The organism is Alkaliphilus oremlandii OhILAs (genome assembly GCF_000018325.1).
GTDB lineage: Bacteria > Bacillota > Clostridia > Peptostreptococcales > Natronincolaceae > Alkaliphilus_B > Alkaliphilus_B oremlandii.
The window spans coordinates 2749119-2775360 of sequence record NC_009922.1 but is presented as its reverse complement, the minus strand read 5'-3'; the positions used below and the strand labels follow the sequence as shown (position 1 = coordinate 2775360).

Sequence of the window (26242 nt, the reverse complement as noted above, 5' to 3'; positions counted from 1 at the left end):
AGGTATGAAAGATACAATGGTCATAGGTATGGAGCCTAATAAAATAGACAGAAGATTAATCGTTGAATGTGGAAGCATTCTAAGAAATGGGGGAGTCGTTGCATTTCCTACAGAGACAGTATATGGACTAGGTGCCAATGCCTTGGATGCCAATGCTATCAAGAAAATATTTGAGGCCAAGGGAAGACCGTCGGACAATCCTTTGATTGTTCATATTGCAAAAAAGGAAGATGTGATCCCCCTAGTAAAAAACATTCCAGAAATAGGCCGTATTCTGATGGAGAAATTTTGGCCGGGACCATTGACTCTTTTATTTGAAAAGAGTGACATTATTCCAAATGAAGTGACGGCAGGGCTTTCGACAGTGGGCATTCGAATGCCCAGCCATCCCATCGCTGGGGCGCTCATAGAAGCGGCACAGGTGCCAGTGGCGGCACCCAGTGCCAATACGTCTGGAAGACCGAGCCCTACGAAAGGGCAGCATGTCATAGAGGATATGATGGGAAGGGTGGATGCCATTATTTCTGGAGGGGAATGTAATGTGGGACTAGAATCCACGGTTTTAGATATTACAGGAGATATACCCATGATCCTAAGACCGGGAGGCGTTACGAAGGAAATGCTGGAGGCAGTTCTAGGACAGGTGGCGGTGGATGCTGCCATAGAAGATCCTAGTAAATCCGTAGAAAAACCGAAATCACCGGGAATGAAATATACCCATTATGCACCGAAGGCAGATGTGATTGTGGTGGAAGGTCCTGTGGAACAAATGGTAATGAAGATAAAGGTGCTGGAGAGGGAATACAGAGCGAAAGGAAAGCGTGTCGGCATCATTTGTACGGAGGAAACCAAGGATCTCTATGGAGAAGCCATGGTTAAATCTATGGGGAGTAGACAAGTTCCTGAAACCATTGCGGCTTGTATCTTCAAAGTTCTAAGAGAATTCGACGAAACCGATGTGGATATCATTCTATCGGAGGCAGTAGAGGCTGTTGAAATTGGACAGGCCATCATGAATCGGTTAAAGAAGGCGGCGGGGTATAGAATCATTCATGCAGAAGAATAGAGGGGGAAGGCATATGAAAACCATATTATTTGTATGTACGGGCAACACTTGTAGAAGTAGTATGGCAGAGGGGCTTTTTAAGGAGATGCTAAAAAACAGATCGGACATTCAAAGTGAGATCAAAGTAATATCGGCAGGAACCAGTGCTTGGAATGGGGATCGGGCTTCTCAATATGCCATAGCGGTATTAAAGGAAAAAGGAATTGATTTGAAGGAACATCGATCCACAGCTTTGACCTTGGATCTCATTGAAAACGCAGATTTAATATTGACGATGACATCCAGCCATAAGGCGGCTGTACTAAATCTATGCCCTGAGGCACATGAAAAAGTGTTCACGTTAAAGGAGTATACCCGATGTGAGGCAGAGGGAGATTCCAAAATGGATTTCTTTGGCTACGGCAATCCAGAGGATATCAGTGACCCTTTTGGACAGAGCATCGAGGTTTATCGGAAAAGTGCAGCAGAAATAGAAGAAAGCTTAAAAAAATTAATTGAAAAAATAAAATAAAATAGAAGGATTTTTTGAATTGGCGTAGAATATAATAAAGGTTTATGAAGAATTTGAAATCTATATTGGAGGTGTTCATGTGAAGATTGCAATAGGAAGTGACCACGGAGGCTATGGACTAAAGGAACTGATAAGAAAACACCTACAGGAAAAAGGCTTTGACATAAAAGATTTCGGAACGGATTCAACAGCATCTGTAGATTACCCTGACTTTGCAAAGGCAGTTGGTGAAGCTGTAGTAGCTGGAGAATTTCAACGAGGAATATTGATTTGCGGAACTGGAATCGGAATATCCATTGCGGCAAATAAGATTCCAGGTGTGCGATGTGCGCTGGTTGGAGATTGTTTCTCGGCGAAGGCGACTCGTCAGCATAATGATGCCAATATCCTAGCTTTAGGAGAGCGGGTTGTAGGCCCAGGTCTTGCTTTAGAGATTGTAGATATATGGCTTTCGGCTGAATTTGAAGGTGGAAGACACCAAGGCAGAGTGGATAAAATTGCGGATATCGAGAAAAAGTACACGTTGTAACTAAAAATTAAATAGGAATGATTTTACTGAGGAGGAATAAAATATGAGTAAAGTAACTGTGATAGATCACCCATTAATACAACACAAATTAACTTTAATTAGAGACAAAAATACAGGTTCCAAGGATTTCAGAGCGTTGGTAAGAGAAATTTCAATGTTAATGGGATACGAAGTTACAAGAGATCTTTCCTTAGAGGAAATCGAGATAGAAACGCCAGTTTGTACAACGAAGGCTAAAACTTTAACTGGTAGAAAGCTAGGAATCGTTCCAATTTTAAGAGCGGGACTTGGCATGGTCGATGGTATTTTAGAATTAATACCAGCAGCGAAGGTTGGACACGTTGGACTATACCGTGATCCAGAAACACTAGAGCCAGTGGAGTACTATGTGAAGCTTCCTACAGATGTTCACGAGAGAGAGCTGATTGTACTAGATCCAATGCTAGCTACGGGTGGATCTGCAAATGCAGCAATCCAGTTTATTAAAGATAGAGGTGCGACAAACATTAAGCTGGTATGCTTGGTTTCATGTCCTCAAGGGATTGCGGCTGTTCAAGAGGCACATCCTGATGTGGATATTTACGTAGCAGCCATCGATGAAACTTTAGATGATCATGCATACATTGTGCCTGGTCTAGGAGATGCTGGCGATCGATTATTTGGAACAAAATAAAAAAAAGAATAGTCTAAAAGCATAGAGGATTAACTTCTATGCTTTTTTTATGACCGAACCCAATTTATGCGACCAAAGGAAGGGGTAAATTGAGGGTAGGTCAACAGAGCGAATGCCAGTTTTATCGACCTGAGGGAGAATAAAATTGTGCAATGAGACTGCGAAGTTGTATCGATTGTTTTGAATAAGTTTGCAAAGTATTAAAATTGTATTACAAATATCGATATGGTATATGATATTTCTATATTTATGTTAAAATATAGAAATAAAGATATGAAGCGTAGTTTATATAAACTTGACAGAAGGGGGTTAGGGCATGCGTCCATCTTGGGATGAATATTTTATGGAAATGGCGGAAATAGTAAAGACGAGATCCACTTGTTTGCGTAGACAGGTAGGTGCAGTCGTTGTTAAAGATAGAAGAGTATTGGCCAGTGGATACAATGGAGCTCCTACTGGGTTGAAGCATTGTGAGGAAACCGGTTGTCTGAGAGATCGATTGGGAATCCCATCGGGACAGCGCCATGAACTATGCAGAGGACTCCACGCAGAGCAAAATGCGATTATACAAGCATCCCTTCATGGTGTAAAGCTAGAGGATGCCACAATATATGTGACCCATCAGCCCTGCATCATCTGTGCGAAGATGGTAATTAATGCAGGAATTAACAAAGTGGTATTTAAAGGAGATTATCCAGACGAGCTATCCCTACAAATGCTTGAAGAAGCAGGGATTCAGCTTGTAAAGGTGTAGGGAAGAGCAATCAAAAGGATTGATAGATTTGCTGGAATGGTGTAAAATTAAAAAGATTGGAAGCATGGTCAAATACTAAGGAGTGAAATTATGTATAAACAAAATATTTTAATCATTGGGTGCGTTGCTTTTGCTATTGCATTGTTAATTTCATATTTATTGACACCATATGCTAAAAAAGTTGCTTATAAAATCGGTGCCATTGATGTACCGAAGGATAATAGAAGAATGCACAAGGAACCGATCCCAAGATTGGGTGGACTTGCTATTTACTGTGCATTTGTTATTACTGCATTGGTTATGGCATTGATCAGTCCAAATATCAGCTTGAATAGTGAGTTTATAGGCATCTTGATTGGTGTTACCGTAATCGTAATGATCGGCATCGTGGATGATGTTAAGCAAATTTCAGCAAAATACAAATTGGCTGCACAGATATTAGCAGCTGTAATCGTTGTAAAAAGTGGCGTAACCATAGACTTTATCAACCTACCGATCTTCAATAACAGTGAAAGTGGATATGTCTTCCTAAAGGCACTAAGAATCCCTTTAACTGTATTTTGGATTGTAGGAATTACCAACACAGTGAATTTAATTGATGGGCTAGATGGATTGGCGGCAGGTGTATCTGCAATCGCTTCCCTATCCCTAGCAGCCGTTGCATTCAATACAGGACAATACAGTGTTGCTATTCTGCTTTTAATATTGGCAGGTGCTACCGCAGGCTTTCTACCCTATAACTTTAACCCAGCACAAATTTTTATGGGGGATACCGGCGCCCTAGCCATTGGATTCTTATTGGCTACCATCTCAGTAGAAGGAGTTATTAAGAAAGCTGCAACCCTTGCAGTCGCCATACCGGTTCTGGCATTAGGCGTGCCAATCTTCGATACGACTTTTGCTATCATCAGAAGACTATTAAACAATAAGCCGATTATGGAAGCCGACAAAGGACATCTTCACCACAGATTATTGGAGCATGGATTGAGCCAAAAGCAAACAGTTGTGGCTTTGTATGGCATCAGCATGGCACTGGGTGGTAGCGCAGTTATATTATCCAATGCACCGTCGAAGCAATCTGCTTATCTATTAATTGCTACGGTACTGTTTTTGGTCCTATTCGGCGCATTGAAAATGGGATTATTTAGAAAAGAAGAAGAAAAAGCGAAAATATAAAAGCTTTTAAAAAAGATAAAACCTCTTGATATTAGAATTCTTTCACTAAGGATTCCAGTAGAAAGAGGTTTTTTGTATCCTTAAAAATTATGGATCGGTAAAGAACTCCAAGGATGAATTCATATGTATTTTACTAAAAAATAAAGGAAAAATAATATATTTGTAGAAATTAACTATAGTCTGCGGAATAATATACAAGGTTTTTTACAACAATTGAATATAGAGATTTTAAGAGAAAGGAAGAACATAATGAAAAAATTAAAGATAATGACAATTTTTGGCACGCGGCCAGAGGCTATTAAGATGGCGCCTTTAGTGAAAAAGTTAGAGGAATACGAGGAAATAGAATCCATCGTTTGTTTAACGGCACAGCATCGAGAAATGTTGGATATGGTCATCGACCTATTCCATATCACACCCAATTATGATTTAAATATCATGCAACATGGGCAGACTATATCCGATATTACAGTTCGTATATTGAAAGGTGTAGAAGAGGTTCTAATGAAGGAAAAACCGGATATGGTTTTAGTTCACGGCGATACTTCGACTACTTTTGTTGGAGCCCTAGCAGCTTTTTACCAGAAAATCCAGGTGGGGCACGTGGAAGCAGGTTTAAGGAGCGGTAATATTTACTCGCCATACCCAGAGGAAATGAACAGAAAATTAACCTCTAACCTTGCCAATATTCATTTTGCACCGACGGAAGGAAATTATAACAATTTAATCCGTGAAGGTGTGGATAAGGACAGCATCTTTATAACAGGAAATACGGTAATCGACGCTCTGCTTTCTGTTGTGAAGGAAGATTATGTATTTGAAGACCCACTTTTAAACAGCATCGATTATGAGAACAAAAAGGTCATCGTAATGACATGCCATAGAAGAGAAAATTGGGGAAAACCTATGGCGGATATTTTTAGTGCCGTTAAAGAATTGGCAGAGGAAAATAAAAATGTAGAGGTTCTATTTCCAATGCATTCAAATCCGAATATACGCTCTTTAGCAAAGGATATCATGGGGAACTGTGACAATATTCATTTGATGGATTCTTTGGACTACGAGCCATTTTCTAATTTGTTGAATCGGGCATACTTAATATTGACGGATTCTGGTGGCATACAGGAGGAGGCGCCATCCCTTGGAAAACCGATTTTGGTTATGCGGACGGAAACAGAAAGACCTGAGGCATCGGAAGCTGGAACGGTGAAGATCATTGGCGTGGAGAAAGAAGATATAAAAAAGGAAGTGAATTTGCTTTTAAATGATTCAGCGGAATACCATAGGATGGCAAATGCTGTGAACCCTTATGGCGATGGAACTGCATCTGAAAAAACTGTGGAGGCGCTGTTGAAATATTTTGGTCGCAGATAAGGGACAGGATATTGTCTTTGATAAAATAGTAACGAAATATTCAAAAAATTTTTATATATAAATTTAAAAATGTGTTATAATTATAGAATATAAAAAGTTAAGAATTACATATTTGCTGATAAAGTGAACGGGAGAAGCTATGTCAAAAAACATAAATATTTTCAAAAACCTAGCATTAGTTAGTCAGATCGGAATTTCCATGATCATACCGATTATATTCGGGGTCTACGTGGGAAAGTGGATGGATGAAAAATTAGGGACAGGTCCTATATTTTTATTTATTTTTATAATCATAGGGATCGCTTCATCCTTTGTCAGTATATTTAAACTGGTAGAAAGTGAATTTGGGCAGGACAAAAGGAAGTGAAGGGATGGAAGGTTTTTTCAGATTTCAATGGAGACTCATTAAAGGGGTGTTCCTACTCAATCTTATAATCGCTGCCATAGGTTATTTCATATTTGAGCCTTGGATACCATTTTTAACGGGTTTGTTTTTTGGTACACTGATTTCAATATTAAATTTTAGACTTCTATATATAACCTTAAATAGTGCAGTAAAAATGAATCCCAGTAGAGCTCAGGTATTTACCAGCTCAAGGTATATGATTCGTTTTTTGCTGACAGCAATTGTATTAGTCGTATCTTTAAAAGCGGAGTACATTAATATTCTAGGGACAGTCATTGGATTAATTTCCTTTAAGATTGCCATATTTAAGGTAGAGGTTTTTAATCATTCAAAATTATATAAGAATACTATGACAAGAAAGGAGGAAAAGTAAATGGAAGGTTTTGGTCCAAAGATTATTTTTGAAGTCGGAGGAATCATCATTTCAGAAACAGTGGTTGTAACATGGATCATTATGGCTATTTTCGCCATTACCTCAATTTTGATTACTCGTAATTTTGAGAAGATTCCTAAGGGGATGCAAAATGTAGTAGAAATGTTGGTGGATACAATGAATAAATTCACTATGCAGACTATGGGAGAAAAAAGAAGAAGCTTTGCTCCTTATATGGGAACTATATTTTTATTCCTGTTGGTTGGAAATCTAATAGGACTGGTAGGCCTTAGACCTCCTACAGCAGATTTAAATACTACCTTTGCATTATCGATCCTAACATTTATCATAATCCACTATAACTCTGTAAAAACCAGTGGTATTGGAGGTAAAATAAAGGGTTATTTTGAGCCACTCCCTTTTTTATTCCCCATTAATGTGTTAGGAGACGTAGCAACACCCATATCCCTTGCTTTCCGTCTATTTGGAAACGTTGTAGGAGGACTGGTAATTATGTCCTTACTATATAGTGCCTTGGGTAGTTTGAGTGGCATGATAGGGTTGCAGTCCATCCCGATTTTTCAAGCAGGTATCCCGCTCGTATTCCATGCTTACTTCGATGTGTTTTCTGGAGTATTGCAATCATTTATCTTCGTTATGCTTTCTATGGTATATATTTCCAATGCCATGGATTAAAAAATTAAAAAATATAAACTACAATTATTATGAAGGAGGCATTTTATTATGGAAGGAATTACAGGTAAAGAGTTAATATTAGCAGCATCAGCAATCGGTGCAGGTTTAGCGATGATCGCTGGTCTAGGACCAGGGATTGGTCAAGGTATCGCTGCAGGTAAAGGGGCAGAGGCTGTAGGAAGACAACCAGAAGCACAAGGAGACATTTTAAGAACGATGCTACTTGGACAAGCAGTTGCAGAGACAACAGGTATTTACTCTCTAGTTATTGCATTAATTTTATTATTTGCTAACCCACTGATCAGATTATTATAAGAAATAGAGGTAAAAGGGGATATACTCCCCTTTTAGCCATAGAAAGGAGGCAAATATATGCTTGGACTAGTATCGTTCGATGCTACTTTCTTTTTTCAGCTAGCAAATACTTTAATCATGTTTTTAATACTAAAGCATTTTCTGTTTCAGCCTGTCACAGAGTTTATGGACAAGCGTACCAAGGCGATAGAGGAATCCATTGCAGAAGCAGAGCTTAAAAATAAAGAGTCTAATGAGTTAAAAGCCCAATATGAAAGTAAACTAACTGAAATCAAGAAGGAAAGAACTCAAATTATAGATGAAGCTGTTCGAAATGCTCAAAAAAGAGGCGACGAAATCGTCAGTGCAGCCGGTGTAGAAGCAAGAAGAACTATTGAAAAAGCAACTGCTGAAATCGAAAGAGAAAAGCAGAAGATGATGAATGAGTTAAAGGGTGAAATCTCTCAGCTTGCAATCGCTGCCGCACAAAAGGTCATTGAAAAGGATTTAGATCAAAGTGCACACCAGCAGATGATTCAGCAATTTATTGATAAGGCAGGGGAGACACAATGGCAGAACTAGTATCGAAAAGATATGCAAGTGCCTTATTTGAACTTGCTTTTGAGGAGCAGAAACACCATAAGGTACAAGAAGAGCTAGCGTTTATCCGATCCTGTATAGAAGATGAACCGAGCTTTTTTGAACTGTTAAAAAGCCCTTTAATCACTGCTGATGAAAAAAAAGATATCATTTCTAATATTTTTAGAGATCGAGTGTGCATGGAAGTATTGAACTTTCTGTACATTATTATAGATAAAGGAAGAGAAGCGTATATAAAGGATATTGTGAACGAATATATCCTGCTTGTGGATTCTGTCCAAAACAAGGTAGATGCAGTTGCAATTACTGCCGTTCCTATGGAAAAACAAGATTTATTAATGCTGCAAGCAAATCTTTCTAAGTCTTCAGGAAAAAATATTCAATTACAAAATCAAGTGGACCCTACAATTATTGGCGGCGTTCTTGTAAAAATTGGTGATAAAGTAATTGATGGAACTATTAAAAATCGACTTGCGACGATGCAAGAGCAATTATCCAAAATATTAGTATAGGAACAGGGGTGATCGTAATGAATCTCAGACCTGAGGAAATTAGCTCAATTATTAAAGAGCAAATAAAGAGATATGAAAATAAATTAGAGGTTAAAGACGTCGGTACTGTTATTCAAGTTGGAGATGGTATTGCCAGAATCCACGGGCTTGAAAAATGTATGGCAGGAGAGCTTTTAGAGTTTCCTAACGCAGTGTATGGAATGGCTCAAAACCTTGAAGAGGATAACGTTGGTTGCGTTCTTTTAGGTTCCGATGCGACGATCCGTGAAGGAGATATCGTTAAGCGTACTGGAAGGATTGTGGAAGTCCCTGTAGGGGAAGCTTTACTTGGCCGTGTTGTCAATGCCTTAGGACAGCCAATCGATGGGAAAGGACCGATCAATACCGATGCATACCGTGAAGTAGAACGAGTTGCACCTGGAATTATTTCGAGAAAATCTGTTCACGAACCACTTCAAACCGGTATCAAGGCCATTGACTCTATGATACCAATCGGTAGAGGACAGCGGGAGCTTATTATCGGAGACCGTCAAACAGGGAAAACAGCCCTTGCTATCGATACCATCATCAACCAAAAGAATACGGATGTTATTTGTATTTATGTAGCCATCGGACAAAAGAAATCAACCGTTGCTCAAATTAAAGATAGCTTGGAAAAAGCTGGTGCAATGGAGTATACGATTATTGTTTCTTCTACAGCAGATGAGCTGGCACCACTGCAATACTTAGCACCTTATGCAGGCTGTGCCATGGGTGAAGAGTTTATGGAAAAGGGAAAACATGTTTTGATCATCTATGATGACCTTTCAAAGCATGCGGTTGCATACCGTGCCATGTCCTTACTTCTTAGAAGACCACCGGGACGTGAAGCCTATCCAGGAGACGTATTCTATCTACATAGCAGACTTTTAGAAAGAGCTGCAAAGCTCAGTGACGAAAGAGGTGGCGGATCATTAACTGCACTGCCAATCATCGAAACACAAGCTGGAGACGTTTCTGCATATATTCCAACCAACGTAATTTCTATTACAGATGGACAGATATTCTTAGAGACAGAGCTTTTCAATGCCGGTATCAGACCTGCGGTAAACCCAGGGATATCTGTATCTAGGGTTGGAGGGAATGCGCAGATTAAGGCGATGAAAAAGGTAGCAGGTACATTGAGATTGGAGCTTGCCCAGTATAGAGAGCTTGCGGCCTTTGCTCAATTCGGTTCGGACCTAGATAAAGAAACACAGGAGCGTTTGTCCCAAGGTGAAAGAATCCTTGAAATATTAAAGCAGCCGCAATACGATCCAATGCCAGTTGAAAAGCAAATCATGATGATTTATGCCACCACTAAAAAATATTTAACAGATATCGCTGTTGAAGATATTAGAGACTTTGAGAGTGGCTTCCTAAGATTTATGGACAATGAGCATCCTGAAGTTGGAAAAGATATTGTTGCTACTGGAAGTATCAGTGAAGAGACGGAAGCAAAATTAAAGGAAGCGATTGAAAGCTTTAAGAAGCAGTTTAAAGCGGAAAGGGAATAAGGCACAGAGCTGCTATTTCCAGGAGGTGAAAAGTTTTGGCTGGATTAGGAATGCGGGATATTAAGCGTCGTATTAAAAGTGTAAATAGTACCAAGCAAATTACAAAGGCAATGGAGCTTGTGGCTTCCTCTAAAATGAAAAAGGCAAGGGAGCGCTTAGAGACGACAAGACCTTATTTTCATGCTGTAAGAGACGCTGTTAGTGATATCGTATCCAATAGCAAAGGGGTAAGCAATACGTTTATTACACCGAGAGAGACCATTAAGAATACAGGCTATATCGTAATTTCTGCCGATAGGGGCTTGGCTGGGGGCTATAATGCCAACGTGATTAAAGCTGCAATGCAGCATATGAGCCAAAAAGAGCAAGTATCTGTAATAACAATCGGTCAAAAAGCAAGAGACTTCTTTAAAAAGAGAAAGTATAATTTATCTGGAGAATTTCATCATATTTCAGAGAATCCGCAGTATTCAGATGCACAAAGCATCGGAAGATTAAGTCTGGATTTATATAAACAAGGCTTAGTGGACGAAGTATACTTAGTATATACGGAGTTTCTAAGCACCATCAGCTACAATCCAAAGGTGATTAAGCTATTGCCTTTGGAGCCAGAAAAAATAGAGAACCAAGAAAAATCAGGCTCTAGAGAATTGATGAGCTACGAGCCTTCTCCAGAAGTTGTTTTGAGCTATTTAATACCGAAATATATAGATAGTAGTATTTATGGTGCATTGATTGAGTCTTCAGCCAGCTATCAAAGTGCTACAAAGGTAGCCATGGAAAACGCTACGGATAACGCAGAAGAAATGATCGATAAACTACAATTACAATACAACCGTGCAAGACAGGCATCAATTACCCAAGAGATTACAGAAATTGTTGGGGGAGCCGAAGCATTAAGCTAAAAGATAAGGAGGTCAGATTATATGGCTGAGGGAAATGTAGGCAAACTGGTACAAATCATTGGACCGGTTATAGATATACGATTCAGCAGAGAAAATCTACCAAATCTACTAAACGCTATTGAAATCGAAGGTCCAGATGGCAAAATCGTAGTAGAGGTATCCCAGCATATTGGGGATGATACCGTTCGTTGCGTTGCGATGAAGTCTACAGATGGACTCGTTCGTGGAATGGAAGCAAAGGATACAGGTGGCCCAATTACCGTTCCTGTAGGTAGAGCGACATTAGGTAGAATTTTCAATGTAATAGGAGAACCAGTTGATGAGAAGGGTGCAGTTGCAGCGGAAGCGAAGGCTCCGATTCATAGACCGGCACCAAGCTTTGAGGATCAAGCAACTTCTACAGAAATTTTAGAGACAGGAATTAAGGTCGTTGACCTGATTGCACCGTACCTAAAGGGTGGAAAAATAGGATTGTTCGGCGGTGCTGGTGTTGGTAAAACTGTATTAATCATGGAACTGATCAACAACATTGCCAAGGAACACGGTGGACTTTCCGTATTTTCTGGTGTAGGGGAGCGAACAAGAGAAGGAAATGACCTTTACAATGAGATGATCGAATCTGGCGTTATCGATAAAACTGCTCTGGTATATGGACAGATGAACGAGCCGCCAGGAGCTAGAATGCGTGTCGGCTTAACTGGACTTACAATGGCAGAGCATTTTAGGGATGAAGAAGGTCAGGACGTGCTTTTATTTATTGATAATATCTTTAGATTTACACAAGCTGGTAGTGAGGTTTCCGCTTTACTTGGCCGTATGCCGAGCGCCGTTGGATACCAACCGACACTGGCGACAGAGATGGGTGCCCTTCAAGAGCGTATCACATCCACTAGAAAGGGTTCCATTACGTCGGTACAAGCAGTTTACGTACCAGCAGACGACTTAACAGACCCAGCACCAGCGACTACATTTGCCCACTTAGATGCGACAACCGTACTTTCACGTCAAATCGTTGAGCTTGGAATCTACCCAGCGGTAGATCCACTGGACTCCAACTCTAGGGTACTGGATCCAGCCATTGTAGGGGATGAGCACTACAGTGTTGCAAGGGGTGTACAGGAAGTATTGCAACGTTATAAAGAATTACAGGATATTATTGCGATTCTAGGTATGGATGAATTATCCGATGAAGATAAATTAACTGTTTCTAGGGCAAGAAAAATTCAGCGTTTCCTTTCTCAACCATTTAGCGTTGCAGAGCAGTTCACTGGTATGGCTGGTAAATACGTACCATTGAAGGAAACCATCAGAGGCTTTAAGGAAATATTAGAAGGAAAGCACGACGATATTCCAGAGTCTGCATTCTTGTTTGTAGGAAGTATTGATGAAGCCGTAGAAAAAGCTAAAGGGAAGTAGGTGATCATATGGCATCTACATTTCGTCTACAAATAGTGACTCCAAGTCGTACCTTTTATGACGATGAAGTAGAAATGGCCATCGTTCGATCTACAGAAGGGGATCTGGGTATTATGAGTAATCATATGCTCATGGTAGCACCCTTGAAGATTGGAAAGGTAAGAATCAAAAAAGATGGTCAGTTTAGAGAAGCAGCAATTTCGGAAGGATTTGTGCAGGTTGAATCTGAATATACTAGGATTATAACAGACACTGCAGAATGGCCGGAAGAAATCGATGTACAAAGGGCAGAGGAAGCCAAGGAAAGAGCAGAAAAACGACTTTCTGCCAGCCAAGGGGAAATCGATAGATTAAGGGCAGAAATTGCTTTAAAGAGAGCATTGAACAGGTTAAGTGTAGCAAATGGAAAATAAAAAATGCGGTAAGGGGACCATTCTCCTTGCCGCATTTTTTATTGCGGGATAAGAGTACCATCTCCCCGCTTTTCTACTTTTATTTTTTATTGAACAATGATATCGAAGTCTGTATCAACTGCATTGGTGTTATTCTCTATGGTTGCATACATTTTAATTGGAAGTGCTACAATCATTTGATAGGATTCACTGATCCATCCCATTTCTTTGTGGATGCTTAAAGGTACAATTTCTTCAGGTAGACGATGGAGCATTACTCTACCATCTTTCATTTCAAACTTTGCAGCGTATTCTTTTCCCGCTATGGTAAAAGGAACTTCCTTGAATATAGACTCTGAGCTTTGGACTAATTCAAAACGTGCTACTTCTTGGTTTGCAATGAATACCACCACTTCTTTTACTGCATCTGTAGTGTTCAGTAGCTTTGGTATGGTAAAAATGCTACCGATACTAGCAATTAAGATGAAAGCAATCAATATTTTATCCGCTCGCGTCATTATTTTAAACATTTGCCCACCTCCTAAGAGGGTAATTATATTTTGGTCACATAGCTTATTATAGCCTAATTTTATTATATAAGAAAGAGTAAATTTTAACCCCATAGGAGTACGGTTGGGCTTTGAAACATTAGATTCTAGTTTTTTAGGATTGGGATTTCATCTTGTAAAATAAAACCGAATGGGTATAATATAGAGAGCATACAGTATTTTTAAGGAGTAGATAGCATGACAGATAGAAGCGAACTAGAACGGGCTGTAGAATATGCCCTAGGAGGAGTACCTCAGATCAAGCCTGATGAGAAGCGGAAATGGCTGGGAGAATTTAGAGAAAGAGTGATCCTTGGATTGACCCTAGAGCAGACTTATAAAGAGGAAGCAGAGGATTATGTTGTGCGAAGCCTAAAGGACAAGCAGGCGGCGTTCATCATCGTAAACCAAAAAGTATCCATGGAGGTTACATCGAGATATATGAAGATTGCCAAGGAAGCTGGTAAAAGATTTAAGACCGTATCCACCGATAGTGAAGAAGCTATGGGAATTGTGGTGGGCAGTGACGAAGCAGTGGACCGAGAAAAGGTAGAGGTGGAAATTGTAGAGCTTCCAGAAAAATTTAAACATGCCAAAGGAAAAGAAATTTGTGAAGCTTGTTACACAGAACTAAAAACTGGATGGCCTAAATATAGTAAAGGCTTTAAAAAAATAGGATTTTTCGATAAAATATTAGGCGTTCAATGTGCCACCTGTAAAAAGTAAAATTCATTTAAATATTTTCTCTAAAGAAATGTATAGACTCTCTTTATGGCGTCAATAATTAAGATAGAGGGAAGGTTTTAGTTGTAATATCGATGTTTTTTGTCCCCCTTTAACATCATACTACAAATTAAAGCCTTCTCTATTTTTTATGACCGAACCCAATTTATGCGACTGAAAGGAGCAATAAATTGATGGTAGGTCAAACGCAATCAATGAAGGAGGAAGATATTCATGAGAAAATATTTTGTATTTGGACTTATTTTTATTTTACTTGCAGGTGCTTTATATAATACTTATGCTCAGCCAATGAAAAACATCAATAGAAACTCCGTTGAAATGGAAGAACTTCTACTACAAACAATGGAAGTGGGAGATTTTAAGATGGAGGAATTCAATATCAATAAATCCATTTATATCCCAGATGTTTTTCTTACAATAGAAGAATTAGATGCAAGAAAAATTGAGATAATGGATACCCTAAATATACAGGGAGAGATCGTATACTTCAATATGGACGAAATATCCCATATGGAAGATCCTCGGGATCTTAGTGCAGAATCTCTTCTAGAGCAAAGGGTAGAAGAAGAGGGATATCGAGAAATTATATTATTCGCACCGAATGAAAGTGGCAATGTTACAGTAATAAAATTATTGAGTACCAACTTTATGGGGGAGTATGAAACACATTTTCTAGTTGACATCGTAGACAATAAAGGATATAAAGAAATAGTGGATATTAGTAAGAAAATAGAAGAAATCTTTGGAGACTATAAAGCACAGTGGCAAACCACAATTAATTTGACCGGTGCTGTGGTCGGCAAACTTACGAAGGCAGAGGAAGAACAAAGACAGGATCGAATATTTAATTTTCTACAAGCTAAGAAGATAGAGGTTCTAAAGGATGAACTTTTTAGTAGCGTTACAGCATATAGCCCTCTCATTAGCTCTTATATCGAATATGGAGACAATAAAGTAAATGTACAACTCGCTATGAGATACAGCGAATATGAGGATAAAACTTATATTTGGATAGCGAATCCTCTGATTACTACAACTTATTAAGGAAAGATATACTTTCTAGGTACTCGAAATTTCTATTGTAGCCAAAAACTGAGTACATCATAGAGTAATTGAAAGCACGCAAAGCTTTTCACTATGTTAAAAGCGAGGTGCGCCATGAAGCAGCTTCGGTTGCGTAATTTTATATAGAACAGTCATGGAAAGTGAGGAAGAATCATTGTCTAAAATTATCGTGAAAAAAAGTGGACCATTGGAAGGAACCGTTCGTGTAAGCGGTGCTAAAAATGCAGTTCTCCCAATACTGGCTGCCACTTTACTATCTACAGAAAAATGCATTTTAGAGGAAGTACCGGCTTTAAGAGATGTAGATGTGATTTGTGAAGTATTATCTAGTTTGGGTGCAGACGTAAAACGTTTAGAGAGAGACAAGGTGGAAGTAACCGCCAGTGGAATAGATGAAGTGGAAGCTCCTTATGAGCTTGTTAGAAAAATGAGAGCATCATTTTTAGTGATGGGACCTCTTTTAGCGCGCATGGGTAGAGCAAGGATCTCCATGCCAGGAGGATGTGCCATTGGAACGAGACCAATTGATCTGCATTTAAAGGGCTTTAAGGCACTGGGCGCAGAGATCACCTTAGGGTATGGTTTTGTAGAGGCTTCAGCGGAGAAGCTGGTAGGCGCTCAAATATATTTAGATTTTCCCAGTGTAGGTGCCACAGAAAATATTATGATGGCAGCAGTACTGGCAGAAGGCCAAACAATTATTGAAAATGCTGCAGAAGAACCGGAAATTACAGATCTGGCAAACTTCTTAAATAAAATGGGTGCAGATGTAAAGGGTGCAGGTACGGACACCATTCGAATCAACGGCGTAAAGCAGTTGAGAGGTGCTGTACATCCGGTGATCCCAGATAGAGTAGAGGCAGGAACCTATATGATTGCAGCCGCTATTACTGGAGGCAATGTTTTAATAGACAATGTGGTGCCCGGCCATTTAAAGCCTGTCATAGCAAAGCTAAAGGAAGCTGATATTGAAGTGATCGAGGAAGGAAATGGCATTCGGGTCATCGGCAAAAATAGACCGCGGGCAGTAGATATTAAAACCATGCCGTACCCTGGTTTTCCAACAGATATGCAGTCCCAATTTATGGCATTAATGAGCATTGCTGATGGAACCAGTATCACCATTGAAACTGTTTTTGAAAATCGATTTATGCATGTTAGCGAACTAAAAAGAATGGGCGCAGATATTAAAATAGAGGGCCGTAGTGCTATTATCGAAGGAAAAGAATCTCTTTTAGGTGCACCAGTGAAGGCAACGGATTTGAGAGCTGGAGCAGCATTGATTTTATCTGGACTGGTAGCAGAGGGTACCACAGAAATTTCCAACACATACCATGTTGATAGAGGTTATGTGGACATTGAAAAAAAACTGGCAGCTTTAGGGGCCAATATTTATAGAGAAGAAAGTGAAGAGGAAGAAGTACAGGAAAATATATAGTTCTAAAACCCGAATTCACCACATATACCTTACATATACTAGACTGTAAGGGGCTGTGGCAGATGAAGGGTATTTTTTTTGGTGTTATTTTTTTCTTGGTCGTCACATTGGTGATGCCGATGATTATTGTAACGAGCTGTGATATTTCTATTCCAATGAAAGACAAGCCTGTGGAAAAAAATGTAGTTGAATCCGATCTCACTGTAACCGTATACAATCATAAAACCAATAAAATTATGGAGTTAGAATTGGAGCGATATCTGATTGGCGTTGTAGCTGCCGAGACACCTGCCGCTTTTGAAATGGAGGCTTTAAAGGCGCAAGCCGTAGCTGCCAGAACCTATGCTGTTTGGAGAAAGGATGTCAACCAAGATGCAGGTCACCCTCAGCATCCCGGCGCAATTCTCTGTACAAACCATCAGCATTGTCAGGAATGGTTATCTACAGAAGAGCTGAAGGAACGCCATGGAAACAAGTGGATGAAGCAATATTTACCTAAAATAAAAGAAGCGGTATCATCCACAAAGGGGATTGTTATGACTTATAATATGAAGCCCATAGAGCCTTTATATCATTCTACCAGTGGTGGTATTACAGAGAACTCAGAAGACGTGTTTAGCAGTGCACTACCGTATCTAAGAAGTGTGTCCAGCCCTTACGAGGAAGGTTCTCCCGTCCTCGTTGATACCTTGACAATTTCTGCTCGGGAATTTGTATCAAAAATGGAAAGCAGACATAAAGATATTCAGATCAACCAAAGGAAGCTGGCATCTGAGATCAATATACTGGAAAGAACCAATGGAGGTAGTGTGAAGAGAGTCAAGGTAGGCAACAAAGAGCTTTCTGGTAGGGATATTAGAGAGAGCTTTGATTTAAGGTCTGCAAATTTCACTGTGGATGTGAAAGGAAATAATGTAAGCTTTACGACAAAGGGCTATGGTCACAGGGTGGGCATGAGCCAATGGGGAGCCAATGGTATGGCAAAAGAAGGAAAGGCCTTTAATGAAATTCTAAAGCACTATTACCAGGGCGTCAGTCTCAATATATTAAAAAGTCATAAGAATCGCTAATAGAACCGATTAAAAAATTAATTAATAATGCACGAAATGCACCGAGCACCAACTTTTTTTGTTGAAGCCTGTATATAAGATTTTCAAGTGGCAATAATAAAAAAAGGAGGTGGGATTATGTCATTAGAAAACAATAATCACGATGACAATAACAAAAATCATAAAAAAAGAGAAAAAAAGTCCATCTATCAAATCATGGATAAACAAGGATTTTATATTATTTTAATTCTATGTGTAGGAATTGTCACTTCTACCGCCATTTGGGTCAATAATAAGGACCAATATTTCATTGGAGAGGGTCCCACAAACCCCTTGGGGGAAGATTTACAGCCAGAGGTAACGTTGGTAGAGGACTCTACAAGGAAGATAGAGGACAATGAAGATGTGCAGGAAACTGGAAAAATTGGTCAAGGAAAACCGGATGTGACGGATACAAAACAAATACCATCTGCTACAGAGGAAATCCATACGCCAAAAGAAAAAGATTCGAAAGAAAACAAGGCGAAAGAGCCTGTAGAAGAGGTCAAAGAAAATAAAGATGTTGCGGCCGTGGAAGATACAGAGGATAGAGGTCCTGTAGCAGAGGCTTCAACTTCCACAATCATGATGCTTCCGGTGGCAGGAGAAATAACGCTGCCTTTTGCAGACGATCACCTGGTTTACCATCAAACCTTAGATCAATGGAGTACCCATAAGGGGATGGATATTAAAGCCAAAGAAGGAACCCCTGTAAAGGCTGCCTTGGATGGCGAAGTGGTAGAAGTCCTTACGGATAAGATTGATGGCATCACCATCACTCTGAAACATGACAATGATATGTATACAAGGTATAGCAACCTATCTACCGCTGTCATGGTTAAAGTAGGCGATCAAATTAAAAAAGGACAGACTATCAGTGGTGTTGGTAAAACGGCTTCCAACAAGGCTTTGGAAGGTCCACTCCTACATTTTCAAGTATTGATCGATGATAAATTTGTAGACCCACAACTGTACTTATCTAAATAAAATTTATTTGCCCACGAATACAAATTTTATGTCGCCCTTAAAAACTTCAGCCTAGATTAAAATTTAAAGTGTTCAAAATAAGTAATTCTAAATCTCTGCCCCCCTTCATATTATAGACTAAGAGCTATAATAGAGGGAGGTTAATACTGTGAAGGACTACATAGAAAAGCGAGCTATGGAAATAGCTAATTATATTATTAACGAGGGTGCTACTGTCAGGCAAACGGCTCGCGTATTTGGGGTAAGCAAAAGTACAGTCCATAAAGATGTTACAGAGCGACTTCCTAAGATAAACCCTCTAATAGCGAATCAAGTAAAAAATATACTTGATGCTAATAAGGCAGAAAGACACATAAGAGGCGGTAAAGCTACGAAGATGAAATATAAGTCAATAAAGAAGAGTTGATTCAGATGGATTTTATACCCATCTGAATTTTTTTATGACCGAACCCAATTTGCCAGACTACGAAATAACCCAATTTATGCAATTGAAGAGAGAATAAAATTGTCCAATGAGACTGCGGCAAAATCCAATAAATCCCTCCAAATTTTATAATAAAAAATTACATATAAAAGAAGGAATTTTTGTACTTATCAAGAATAAAGTATAGTTGAAAAGATTGACAATTTTTGTTGTTCGGATTTACTTAGTTTTTATCGCATAATGTAGAATTTAATAATATAATAGACAGGGAACTTAACAAAATAGAAAAGATCTTAATAATATATGAAAATGGAGGGACATATCATGTTCGGTTTTGGAGCAGATATTGGTATAGACTTAGGTACTGCCAGTGTATTAGTTTTTGTTAAAGGAAAAGGAATTGTGCTGCAAGAGCCTTCTGTAGTTGCTATTGATAAAAATACGAATCAGGTTTTAGCAGTGGGAGAAGAAGCTCGTAGAATGCTAGGTAGAACACCTGGGAATATCGTTGCAATAAGACCATTGAAGGATGGTGTTATTTCAGACTATGATGTGACGGAAAGAATGTTAAAATATTTCATGCAGAAAACAACGGGCAAAAAACTATTTTTCAAACCAAAGATCATCGTTTGTGTGCCCAGCGGTGTTACAGAGGTTGAAAAGAGAGCTGTAATCGATGCGACCAATGAAGCAGGTGCAAGAACAACGTATTTAATAGAGGAGCCTATCGCAGCTGCAATCGGTGCAGGGCTGGATATTGCTCAGCCAAACGGACATATGATCGTCGACATTGGGGGCGGTACTTCAGATATCGCTGTGATATCCTTAGGTGGGATTGTTGTAAGCACATCCATTAAAGTAGCAGGGGATAGATTTGATGAAGCGATTACCCGCTATATGAGAAAACGTCACAATATTATGATCGGTGAGCGAACCGCAGAAGATATCAAAATCAATATTGGTGGTGCATATCCTAGAGAGAAAGAAGTATTTATGGATGTAAAAGGAAGAAATCTTGTTTCTGGATTGCCAGTAAATATTAAAGTAAGTAGCGAAGAAATTGTAGAGGCTTTAGAAGAGTCCGTAGCTGCAATTGCAGATGCGGTACATGGTGTATTAGAAAAGACACCGCCAGAGCTGGCATCGGATATTGCAAACCAAGGGATTGTCATGACTGGTGGGGGCGCTCTTTTATGGGGCTTCAATAAGCTGATTGAAAAAAGAACGGGTATCCCGGTGTATATTGCAGAGGACGCTGTTTCATGTGTTGCGAAGGGAACGGGCAGTGCTTTAGATTCTATGCAGATGCTAGAAAGAAGTCAAAACACAAAAAATGCCTATAAATAGAGAAATAGGGAACAAAAGACCTATAGAAAATCCCTAGAAAGTCCGATAATATATAAGGAGACTAGAATACGAGGTGAAACTATGTTTAGAGGATTGTATACAGCGGTATCTTCGATGCAAACAAATCAAAGAATGTTAGATATTACATCCAATAATATGGCCAATGTCAATACGACAGGCTTTAAAAAGGATGTTTTAGTGGCAGAAACATTTCCAGAGGTTTTAATAAAGAAAATCAATGGTGAGATACCGAATCAAACCATTAAGCTGAACGGGAACCTAGATATCGATAGGGATGGAGAAGGTTATATTTTATCTACGGAAAGAGGATTCTTTACAGTAGAAGGCCCCATGGGAAAAAGCTATAGCAGAGACCTGAAGTTTACAGTAGATGAGGACGGTTATTTGAGAACCTATGGCCGTACTAGTGGAGGCGAAATTGACTGGACGGAAGGCAACTTCGTTCTAAGTGGACAAGGGACAAGGATTCGTGTAGATAATAACAATGTTCAAATAGATCAACGAGGTAGAATTACAGCAGGTGGCGGAGCAATGGACTTAATACATAGACCTGCGCAAGATGTTATCGGAACAATTAATGGTGGAAAGCGATTTGAAAGAACCCATGTAAACTTTTTACAGGGAACATTGGAGGAAACTGGAAGCCCACTAAACTTTGCCATCGATGGTACTGGATTCTTTAGAGTACAGACACCGGAGGGACCGATGTACACTAGAAATGGTAGCTTTTCACTGGGACCAAATGGAAACTTAGTTACTGCGGAAGGCTATCTGCTATTGGGACAAAACGGTCCAATCAACGTAGGCAATCAGGAGTTTCAGGTGAAGGAAAATGGACAGGTTATCGTGGCTGGACAGCTGGTAAATCAAATCAGCATGACGGATATTTCGAATCTGAACAGTTTAGATAAATTCGGACAATCCTATTATATTGTAAGAGAAGGGCTAGAGGTAGAGGAGACCCCCTTTACTGGTGAAGTGCTTCAAGGATTCTTAGAGGGATCCAACATTAGTACCATCGATGAAATGGTAAAGATGATCAGCACCATGAGGTCCTACGAAGCAAGCAGTAAAATGGTGAAGGCTTATGACGAAATGCTGCAGAAGGCAGTGAACGATATAGGGAAACTATAAAGGGGGAGAATAAATGAGAGCGCTATGGACAGCCGCTTCCGGTATGAAGGCACAGCAATTGAATATGGATACCATATCCAATAACTTAGCCAACGTCAATACAACAGGATACAAGAAACAAAAAGTGGAATTTAAAGACTTACTATATGCAAATATGAGAACCACCAACTTGGTAGATGGAGAAGGAAGTCCAGTAAATTTGCAAGTTGGTCATGGCGTAATGCCTGTGGCGACCACGAGGCTATTTACCACGGGGAATTTAGAGAGAACCGATAATCCATTCGATATGGCCATCAATGGCGAAGGGTTCTTTGTCATTGAAGCACCCAGTGGCGATCGCTTCTACACCAGAGATGGGAACTTTAAGCTCAGTGTAGAGGGGGACGAGATGCGACTGGTAACCTCCGACGGATACACCGTCGTTTCGGAGTTTGAAGATGCCATCTATTTTGATGGTACAATGAAGGAGATTACTGTCAATGCCAATGGACTGATCACTGCTGAGACAGAAGATGGAGAGATCGAAGAAATTGCCACCATTGCCCTAGCCAACTTCATCAATCCAGAAGGCTTGCTGGCAGTAGGGAAGAATTTATATAAAGAGACGGTGGCTTCCGGAGAAGCTGTGTTTATGGAAGAGGAAGCAAGAACCAGTGATATTGTACAAAATTACTTAGAGACTTCCAATGTACAAATCGTAGATGAAATGGTACGTTTAATTACAGCCCAAAGAGCCTACGAAATTAACTCTAAGGCAATTCAAACCTCTGATGAAATGTTAGGGATTGCCAATAATCTAAGAAGATAGTAGTAGAGGGGTGATCCTTTGGTAAATTTAAATCCAATCAATCCATTGAGCCAAATTGATAAAACAGCAAATATTAAATCTACAGGGGACCAAAAGAAGTTAATGGAGGTTTGTAGAGAATTTGAAAGTATCTTTATCAATACCATATTGAAGCAATCGAGAAGTAGCTTAAATGCAGAAGGCTTAACGGAGAAGAGCTATGCTCGCCAGCTGATGGAAGAGCTTCACGACGAGGAACTTTCAAAAGAAATGGCGGAAGGACAAGGTGTAGGTTTAGCGAGAGAGCTGTATAAGCAGCTCAGTAGAAATACGCTAAAACCTGCTTTATCGGAGTCCGATGGAGAAGAAGAGAGTGCAGCAGTAGAATCTGTAGATTTGTAGAGGAAAAAAACATAACGTATTTATAAGATAAAAAAGCTACCCAATTAAGAGCTGTCTTGATTGGGTAGCTTTTTGTGCCTTCTATGAAGGCATACAGATAATTTGACCGATTCTTAAATTGTCTGGATTAACGCCTGGGTTCGCTCTCATAATGGCATCTACTGTAGTATTGAATCTTCTTGCAAGGGTAAAATAAGTGTCACCAGCAGCAATTGTATAAGGTCGTGTTCCAGCAGGACAAGTGCTTGGTGGCGGTGTCGGTGTAGTGCCACAATTGACGCCCAGTGCAGTCCAAGTTCGAGGGCCGACGATGCCGTCTACTGCAATGTGGGAATCTCTTTGGAAAGCCATTACTGCTGAGTGTGTCATAGAACCGAAGATACCATCGATGGGACCTGGGTTATATCCAGCGCTCATTAGAAGGTGCTGTAATCTTGTCACATCTGGGCCACTACTACCCATAGATAGTATCGGGCACGGATTGGTTGGTGGCGGTGTAGTTGTTGGGATACAAATGATTTGGCCGATGAACAATCTATTTGGATCTACACCAGGATTGGCTCTCATAATGGCTTCAACCGTTGTATTATATCTTCTAGCGAGACTGAAAAATGTGTCTCCAGCTCTGATTACATATGCAGTAGTTCCAGCAGGGCATGCTTGTTGTGTATGAAACATAGTGAATCTCCTCCTTTAAAAGTGTCTGACTATACTATAGAAATATAGTATACTACAGTATATTTCAATTATAAGAATTGGTTCTAATAAAATTATAATTTCATACTTTGTTAATTTTTAAATTTTCAGACAAGTGATCAAATAGAGGTTGAAAAAAATAAAAACAAAAGATATAATAAACACAAAGAAACATAAAACAACATTAACAAACACAAAATATATCACAATATAACATTGTAGTGAGGAGAGAATGGCGTGCTTCAAGCTGAAAGAAGAAATTATATCATCGAAGTTCTAAACAGAGACGGTCGAGTGGTTATCGAAGACTTAGCAAAAGTGTTAAATGTATCGGAGATGACCATAAGAAGAGACTTGCAGGTTTTGCAGCAGCACAAGCTCATCACCAGAACTCATGGCGGCGCAGTCAGCCATGACTTGTTAGCTGAAGAAACTCCCTATAGCAAAAAAGCAGAGCAGAACATGGAGGAAAAAAGAAAAATTGGTATGTATGCCAGCTCCTTAGTAGAGGAAGGGAATGTAATTATTCTAGATGCTGGTACCACCAGTATGGAAATCGCAAAAGGAATCGTCGGAATTAAGAACTTAAAGGTAGTTACCAATGACCTGATGATCGCTGCTTTTCTTTCTAAATATGAGGGCATCGGGGTGTATTGTTCGGGGGGAATCGTTCAAAGAGATACGGTAGCTTGCTTAGGAGACCATGCGATTGAACTCTTTAAAAGCATCAATGCAGACATTGCTTTTGTAGGAGCCAGCAGTGTAGACATAGAAAAGGGAGTAACAACGCCAACGGCAGAGAAGGCACAGTTAAAAAAGCAACTGACGAAATCGGCGAAGAAAACCATACTAGTAGCCGATAGCCTAAAATTTGGAAAAGTTGCATTTGTAAATATTTGTCCTTTGACTCGTTTTGATTTAATCATAACGGGAAATCGTATCGACAAAGAAATTGAACAAGGCATTCGAAATTTAGATATTGAGCTAGAATTGGTTTAAAAATGTTAGGAGGGATTACATGCTGAAACTGGTCATCATAGCGGATGATTTAACAGGAGCAAATGCAACGGGCGTACTTTTGGCGAGACAGGGATTTAGGGCCGCAACTTTTCTACAGCTAAATGAAGACTTTAAAAATAGTAAACAGGACTTTGATGTCCTATCGACGACCACAGATAGTAGGGGACTGCCTAGTGAAGAGGCCTATGATAGAGTCCATAAGGTCGTTGGATTTTTTAAAGATCAGGAAGTTCAACTTTTTTCTAAAAGAATCGATAGTACCCTTCGAGGGAATTTAGGTGCAGAAATGGATGCTGTATTAGATGGACTACCAGAGGATTATGTAGCCGTGGTTGTACCAGTGTTTCCTGCTTCCGAGAGAATTATGGTAGGTGGATATCTTTTAGTCAACTCTGTGCCTCTGGAGAAAACCGATGTATCGAAGGACCCAAAGACACCCATTCATCACACCTTTGTGCCAAAGATGATTCAGAAACAAACAAAATACTCCGTAGGCTTCATTCCACTGTCGAAGACGCTGAAATCTTCAGAGCTGGTAAAGGAAGCCATTCTGGAGGAGCGAGGTAAAGGGCATAGGGTTATCGTCATCGATGCCACCACCAACGAAGAGATTGCGCTCATTGCAAAGGCAGTAAAAGACACAAAACTTAATGTCATCGCTGTAGATCCAGGACCATTTACCGCTGCTCTGGCAAAGGAATTGATTGAAGAACCCAACAAGATTCCGGGTCAAAGGGTAATGCTAGTCATTGGAAGCGTTACCAATGTGACGCGAAAGCAGATTGATGAACTAAAGCTAAGATTCGATCCGCTGTTGGTTGCTGTCAATGCAAAGAATCTAATTTATCCAGAGACATTGGAAACAGAGATCAACAGGGTTGTGGAAAGGCTTATGAACAATATAAAAAATCATGAAATTGTTGGTGTCGTCACTACAGAGAAAGAAGAGGAAGTTTTAAATCTAAAGGACCACGCAGATATTTTAGGAATTACAGAGGAAGAGGCCTCTGAGAGAATCTCCGATGGCTTGGCTCGAATCACAAAAAAGGTTATGGAGCGAAGGGAATCCTTTATAGGAGGGTTATACACCAGCGGCGGTGATGTAACCGTTGCTGTATGTAAAGCGTTTAAATCCTCGGGCATCGCAGTAAAAGATGAAGTTTTGCCTCTTGCGGCCTATGGCAGAATTATCAATGGGGAATATAACAATATTCCGATTATTACAAAGGGTGGCTTGGTGGGAGATTCCACAGCCCTTGTGAAAAGTGTAGAGTATCTACTGACTAAAATTTCAAACGAATACCATTTAAATGTAGAGTAGTATTTGAA

At 39.7% G+C, this 26242-nt stretch carries 31 protein-coding genes; 29 read left to right on the top strand and 2 right to left on the bottom strand.

Features of this window, described 5'->3' with window-relative positions; all coding sequences use genetic code 11:
- Positions 1-4: 4 nt before the first annotated feature.
- The 17 genes from CLOS_RS13595 to CLOS_RS13515 all read left to right on the top strand — a co-directional run bounded on the left by CLOS_RS13595 (position 5) and on the right by CLOS_RS13515 (position 13233).
- Complete coding sequence (locus CLOS_RS13595; RefSeq protein ID WP_041719399.1) at positions 5-1066, top strand: L-threonylcarbamoyladenylate synthase; 1062 nt, start codon at positions 5-7, stop codon at positions 1064-1066.
- A gap of 13 nt (positions 1067-1079) precedes the next feature.
- On the top strand, positions 1080-1577 hold the full coding sequence (locus tag CLOS_RS13590) for a low molecular weight protein arginine phosphatase (protein WP_041719397.1): 498 nt from the start codon (positions 1080-1082) through the stop codon (positions 1575-1577).
- 79 nt (positions 1578-1656) lie between these two features.
- Positions 1657-2106: a ribose 5-phosphate isomerase B gene (rpiB, locus tag CLOS_RS13585; protein ID WP_012160411.1), complete on the top strand. Its 450-nt coding sequence runs from the start codon at positions 1657-1659 to the stop codon at positions 2104-2106.
- 43 nt (positions 2107-2149) lie between these two features.
- The gene (gene upp, locus CLOS_RS13580; protein WP_012160410.1) at positions 2150-2779 is read left to right on the top strand and encodes a uracil phosphoribosyltransferase; all 630 of its coding nucleotides are present in this window, start codon (positions 2150-2152) and stop codon (positions 2777-2779) included.
- 316 nt (positions 2780-3095) lie between these two features.
- Positions 3096-3533, top strand: coding sequence for a deoxycytidylate deaminase (locus tag CLOS_RS13575; protein WP_012160409.1), 438 nt, complete (start codon positions 3096-3098; stop codon positions 3531-3533).
- Between the two features lie 90 nt (positions 3534-3623).
- Entirely contained in the window at positions 3624-4709 is a 1086-nt protein-coding gene (locus tag CLOS_RS13570) for an MraY family glycosyltransferase (protein ID WP_012160408.1), read from the top strand.
- 249 nt (positions 4710-4958) lie between these two features.
- Positions 4959-6083: a non-hydrolyzing UDP-N-acetylglucosamine 2-epimerase gene (gene wecB, locus CLOS_RS13565; RefSeq protein ID WP_012160407.1), complete on the top strand. Its 1125-nt coding sequence runs from the start codon at positions 4959-4961 to the stop codon at positions 6081-6083.
- A 139-nt stretch (positions 6084-6222) separates the two neighbouring features.
- Entirely contained in the window at positions 6223-6450 is a 228-nt protein-coding gene (locus CLOS_RS13560; protein ID WP_012160406.1) for an AtpZ/AtpI family protein, read from the top strand.
- Positions 6451-6454: 4 nt separating this feature from the next.
- Complete coding sequence (locus CLOS_RS13555) at positions 6455-6862, top strand: ATP synthase subunit I (protein WP_012160405.1); 408 nt, start codon at positions 6455-6457, stop codon at positions 6860-6862.
- Entirely contained in the window at positions 6863-7558 is a 696-nt protein-coding gene (gene atpB / locus CLOS_RS13550; protein WP_012160404.1) for a F0F1 ATP synthase subunit A, read from the top strand.
- A 48-nt stretch (positions 7559-7606) separates the two neighbouring features.
- Positions 7607-7873 (top strand): ATP synthase F0 subunit C, encoded by a 267-nt coding sequence (gene atpE / locus CLOS_RS13545; protein WP_012160403.1) that lies wholly within the window; start codon positions 7607-7609, stop codon positions 7871-7873.
- Between the two features lie 57 nt (positions 7874-7930).
- Positions 7931-8434: a F0F1 ATP synthase subunit B gene (gene atpF, locus CLOS_RS13540; protein ID WP_012160402.1), complete on the top strand. Its 504-nt coding sequence runs from the start codon at positions 7931-7933 to the stop codon at positions 8432-8434.
- Positions 8422-8964: a F0F1 ATP synthase subunit delta gene (locus CLOS_RS13535; protein ID WP_012160401.1), complete on the top strand. Its 543-nt coding sequence runs from the start codon at positions 8422-8424 to the stop codon at positions 8962-8964. The genes atpF and CLOS_RS13535 overlap by 13 nt, the downstream gene beginning before the upstream one ends.
- 17 nt (positions 8965-8981) lie before the next feature.
- Entirely contained in the window at positions 8982-10499 is a 1518-nt protein-coding gene (atpA, locus tag CLOS_RS13530; RefSeq protein WP_012160400.1) for a F0F1 ATP synthase subunit alpha, read from the top strand.
- 35 nt (positions 10500-10534) lie between these two features.
- Positions 10535-11404, top strand: a complete 870-nt coding sequence (gene atpG, locus CLOS_RS13525) for an ATP synthase F1 subunit gamma (RefSeq protein ID WP_012160399.1) — start codon at positions 10535-10537, stop codon at positions 11402-11404.
- Positions 11405-11425: 21 nt separating this feature from the next.
- A complete protein-coding gene (gene atpD, locus CLOS_RS13520; protein ID WP_012160398.1) occupies positions 11426-12820 on the top strand; it encodes a F0F1 ATP synthase subunit beta in 1395 nt (464 codons plus the stop codon).
- 8 nt (positions 12821-12828) lie between these two features.
- Positions 12829-13233 (top strand): F0F1 ATP synthase subunit epsilon, encoded by a 405-nt coding sequence (locus CLOS_RS13515; protein ID WP_012160397.1) that lies wholly within the window; start codon positions 12829-12831, stop codon positions 13231-13233.
- Between the two features lie 86 nt (positions 13234-13319).
- Here CLOS_RS13515 and CLOS_RS13510 read toward each other — a convergent pair whose 3' ends face one another.
- Positions 13320-13742 carry a NusG domain II-containing protein gene (locus CLOS_RS13510; protein WP_041719393.1) on the bottom strand — a complete coding sequence of 141 codons (423 nt, stop codon included), beginning with the start codon at positions 13740-13742 and terminating at the stop codon, positions 13320-13322.
- 216 nt (positions 13743-13958) lie between these two features.
- Here CLOS_RS13510 and CLOS_RS13505 point away from each other — a divergent pair, with 216 nt between their 5' ends.
- The 10 genes from CLOS_RS13505 to CLOS_RS13460 all read left to right on the top strand — a co-directional run bounded on the left by CLOS_RS13505 (position 13959) and on the right by CLOS_RS13460 (position 23197).
- On the top strand, positions 13959-14486 hold the full coding sequence (locus tag CLOS_RS13505) for a YueI family protein (RefSeq protein ID WP_012160395.1): 528 nt from the start codon (positions 13959-13961) through the stop codon (positions 14484-14486).
- Between the two features lie 231 nt (positions 14487-14717).
- Positions 14718-15548 (top strand): YwmB family TATA-box binding protein, encoded by an 831-nt coding sequence (locus CLOS_RS13500; RefSeq protein ID WP_012160394.1) that lies wholly within the window; start codon positions 14718-14720, stop codon positions 15546-15548.
- Positions 15549-15723: 175 nt separating this feature from the next.
- Entirely contained in the window at positions 15724-17007 is a 1284-nt protein-coding gene (murA, locus tag CLOS_RS13495; protein ID WP_198006373.1) for a UDP-N-acetylglucosamine 1-carboxyvinyltransferase, read from the top strand.
- A gap of 62 nt (positions 17008-17069) precedes the next feature.
- Complete coding sequence (spoIID, locus tag CLOS_RS13490; RefSeq protein WP_012160392.1) at positions 17070-18077, top strand: stage II sporulation protein D; 1008 nt, start codon at positions 17070-17072, stop codon at positions 18075-18077.
- Positions 18078-18194: 117 nt separating this feature from the next.
- Complete coding sequence (locus tag CLOS_RS15370) at positions 18195-19082, top strand: M23 family metallopeptidase (RefSeq protein ID WP_012160391.1); 888 nt, start codon at positions 18195-18197, stop codon at positions 19080-19082.
- Positions 19083-19230: 148 nt separating this feature from the next.
- Positions 19231-19488, top strand: coding sequence for a sporulation transcriptional regulator SpoIIID (gene spoIIID, locus CLOS_RS13480; RefSeq protein WP_012160390.1), 258 nt, complete (start codon positions 19231-19233; stop codon positions 19486-19488).
- A gap of 342 nt (positions 19489-19830) precedes the next feature.
- A complete protein-coding gene (gene mreB / locus CLOS_RS13475) occupies positions 19831-20853 on the top strand; it encodes a rod shape-determining protein (RefSeq protein WP_012160389.1) in 1023 nt (340 codons plus the stop codon).
- A gap of 81 nt (positions 20854-20934) precedes the next feature.
- The gene (locus tag CLOS_RS13470; protein WP_012160388.1) at positions 20935-22008 is read left to right on the top strand and encodes a flagellar hook-basal body complex protein; all 1074 of its coding nucleotides are present in this window, start codon (positions 20935-20937) and stop codon (positions 22006-22008) included.
- 13 nt (positions 22009-22021) lie between these two features.
- Positions 22022-22816: a flagellar basal-body rod protein FlgG gene (gene flgG, locus CLOS_RS13465; RefSeq protein ID WP_012160387.1), complete on the top strand. Its 795-nt coding sequence runs from the start codon at positions 22022-22024 to the stop codon at positions 22814-22816.
- A gap of 18 nt (positions 22817-22834) precedes the next feature.
- A complete protein-coding gene (locus CLOS_RS13460; RefSeq protein ID WP_012160386.1) occupies positions 22835-23197 on the top strand; it encodes a rod-binding protein in 363 nt (120 codons plus the stop codon).
- A gap of 81 nt (positions 23198-23278) precedes the next feature.
- On the opposite strand, the gene CLOS_RS13455 is transcribed toward CLOS_RS13460, so the two are convergent.
- Positions 23279-23875 carry a LysM peptidoglycan-binding domain-containing protein gene (locus CLOS_RS13455; protein WP_012160385.1) on the bottom strand — a complete coding sequence of 199 codons (597 nt, stop codon included), beginning with the start codon at positions 23873-23875 and terminating at the stop codon, positions 23279-23281.
- Positions 23876-24130: 255 nt separating this feature from the next.
- Here CLOS_RS13455 and CLOS_RS13450 point away from each other — a divergent pair, with 255 nt between their 5' ends.
- Together CLOS_RS13450 and CLOS_RS13445 are read left to right on the top strand one after the other, a co-directional pair.
- Positions 24131-24892, top strand: a complete 762-nt coding sequence (locus CLOS_RS13450; RefSeq protein ID WP_012160384.1) for a DeoR/GlpR family DNA-binding transcription regulator — start codon at positions 24131-24133, stop codon at positions 24890-24892.
- A gap of 19 nt (positions 24893-24911) precedes the next feature.
- Positions 24912-26234 (top strand): four-carbon acid sugar kinase family protein, encoded by a 1323-nt coding sequence (locus tag CLOS_RS13445; RefSeq protein WP_012160383.1) that lies wholly within the window; start codon positions 24912-24914, stop codon positions 26232-26234.
- Positions 26235-26242 lie beyond the last annotated feature (8 nt).